The 2,357-nt window shown below is 72.3% G+C and carries 3 protein-coding genes; 2 read left to right on the top strand and 1 reads right to left on the bottom strand.

Going from position 1 to position 2,357, the window contains the following annotated elements; translation table 11 throughout:
* Positions 1-79: 79 nt before the first annotated feature.
* A complete protein-coding gene (locus tag GKQ77_RS31710; RefSeq protein WP_308117844.1) occupies positions 80-1,021 on the top strand; it encodes an ABC transporter ATP-binding protein in 942 nt (313 codons plus the stop codon).
* On the top strand, positions 1,008-1,910 hold the full coding sequence (locus tag GKQ77_RS31705; RefSeq protein WP_219692566.1) for an ABC transporter permease: 903 nt from the start codon (positions 1,008-1,010) through the stop codon (positions 1,908-1,910). The genes GKQ77_RS31710 and GKQ77_RS31705 overlap by 14 nt, the downstream gene beginning before the upstream one ends.
* A gap of 25 nt (positions 1,911-1,935) precedes the next feature.
* Here the strand turns inward: GKQ77_RS31705 and GKQ77_RS31700 are convergent.
* The coding region (locus GKQ77_RS31700; RefSeq protein WP_219692565.1) for a flavodoxin family protein at positions 1,936-2,357 on the bottom strand (422 nt) is incomplete at its 5' end.

Here is a 2,357-nt window from a genome sequence, read left to right as displayed (position 1 = left end):
GGGCGTGGGCGGGGACCTGGAGCCGGGCGGCGGCCGGGACGGGGACCGGGAGGCCGGTGGTCCGGACGGCGCCCCGTACGTGATCCAGACCCGGGGACTCACCAAGCGTTACGGCAGGCATCTCGCCGTCGACCGGCTGGACCTCACCGTCCCCGAAGGCAGCGTCTTCGGGTTCCTCGGGCCGAACGGCTCGGGCAAGACGACCACCATCCGCATGCTGATGGGCCTCATCGAGCCGACCTCCGGCACCGCACGGCTCCTCGGCAGACCCATGCCGCGCGCCACGCGCACCGTGCTCCCGCACGTGGGCGCGCTGATCGAGGGCCCCGCCCTCTACGGCTTCCTGTCGGGCCGCGACAACCTCCTGCGGTACGACTCCGCCGACCCGGCCGCCGATCCCCGTACCCGGCGCGGGCGCGCCGACGCCGCCCTCGACCGGGTGGGCCTCACCGCCGCCGCGGGCAAGAAGGCGAAGGCGTACTCACTGGGCATGAAGCAGCGGCTCGGTCTCGCGGCCGCGCTGCTCCAGCCGCGCAGGCTCCTCGTCCTTGACGAGCCGACCAACGGCCTCGACCCGCAGGGCATGCGCGAGATCCGCACCCTGGTGCGGGAGCTGGCGGCCGAGGGCACGACCGTCTTCCTCTCCTCGCACCTCCTCGACGAGATCGAGCAGGTCTGCACGCACGCCGCCGTCATGAACCGGGGCCGCCTGATCACCCAGGGTCCGGTCGCCGATCTGGCGGCGGGCGCGCGCGGCAGGCTCGTCGTGACGACACCGGACCCGGGCGAGGCGGCCCGCGTCCTGAAGGAGCGCGGCGTGGCGGACCTCGTCGTGACGGAGGACCGCGTGACGGGCGAGCCGCCCGACAAGGACGCCTCGGGCCGGGAGACGGAACTCGCCGACCTGACCGCCGCGCTGGTCGAGGCGGGCGTCCGCGTCCGAGGCTTCGGGCTCGAACGGGCCTCGCTCGAGGACGCGTTCGTGGCGCTCACGGGGGAGGGCTTCGATGTCGCGGGCTGAGGTCGTGGACGTATCGAAGGGTGACGGGGGCGAGCCGAGGGCGCCGCGCGCGCTGTGGACCCTCGGGCTCTTCCGCAGCGAGCTGATGATCACCTTCCGCCGCTGGCGGACCCTCGCGCTGCTCGGCGTGCTCGCCGCCGTGCCGGTCCTCGTCGGTGTCGCCGTCAAGATCGAGACGAGCGACGGCTCGACGGTCGGCGGGGGCGGGGAGGGCGGCGGCCCCGCGTTCATCGCGCAGATCACCAACAACGGCTTGTTCCTGGTCTTCACCGCGCTCGCCGCGACCCTGCCGTTCTTCCTGCCGATGGCGATCGGCGTGGTCGCGGGCGACGCCATCGCGGGGGAGGCGAACGCGGGCACCCTGCGCTATCTCCTTGTCGCGCCCGCGGGACGCACCCGGCTGCTCCTCGTCAAGTACGCGACCACGCTGACGTTCTGCCTGGTCGCGACCCTGGTCGTCGCCGTGTCCGCGCTCGCCACGGGCGCGCTGCTCTTCCCGCTCGGCGAGGTCACGACGATCTCCGGTACGCGTATCGGCTTCGGCGAGGGGCTGTGGCGGGCCCTGCTCATCGCGCTCGTCGTCGCCGCGTCACTGGTCGGCGTGGCGGCGCTCGGCCTCTTCGTCTCGACGCTCACCAGCAGTGGCATCGCGGCGATGGCGACGACGGTGGGCCTGCTGATCACCGTCCAGATCCTCGACCAGATCCCCCAGCTCGACGCCCTCCACCCCTACTTCTTCTCCCACTACTGGCTGTCCTTCGCCGATCTGATGCGCGAGCCCGTCTACTGGGACGACCTCATCAAGAACCTTCAGATGCAGGGGCTCTACGCGGCGGTCTTCGGCTCGGCGGCGTGGGCGCGGTTCGGGGCGAAGGACATCATGGCGTGAGGGGTGCGCCCGTGGGCGGTCCCGCTCACGCCTTGTCGTAGGGGAAGCGGGCCAGCGGCGGCTCCTGCGCGAAGAACGTCTTGGCGCGGGCCAGCGCCTCGGTGTCGTCGAGCACCTGGCCGGGCCGGGTGCCGTTGCCGAGCAGGACCCCGCCGAAGCGCATGGGGAAGAACGCGGCGGTGTGGTTCAACGTGCCGATCAGCGGCTCGGCGACTTCCTCCTCGCGGTGCGCGAGCGCGGTCACGCCCCACAGGGTGCGGCCCTTCAGCGTCTCCTTGAACTCGATCTCCGGGGTCTCCAGCCAGGCGTCCCAGTAGTCGAGGTAGCGCTTGACGGTGGCCGACACGGAGTACCAGTACAGCGGCGAGACGATGACGATGTCCGTGGCTTCGAGGGTGGCGTCCAGGAGCAGCGCCTCGTGATCGCCCTCGGGGCGGGGGCGATCAC

Source organism: Streptomyces anatolicus (assembly GCF_019400875.1).
Classification (GTDB): Bacteria; Actinomycetota; Actinomycetes; order Streptomycetales; family Streptomycetaceae; genus Streptomyces; species Streptomyces anatolicus.
This window is presented reverse-complemented; position numbering and strand designations above follow the sequence as displayed.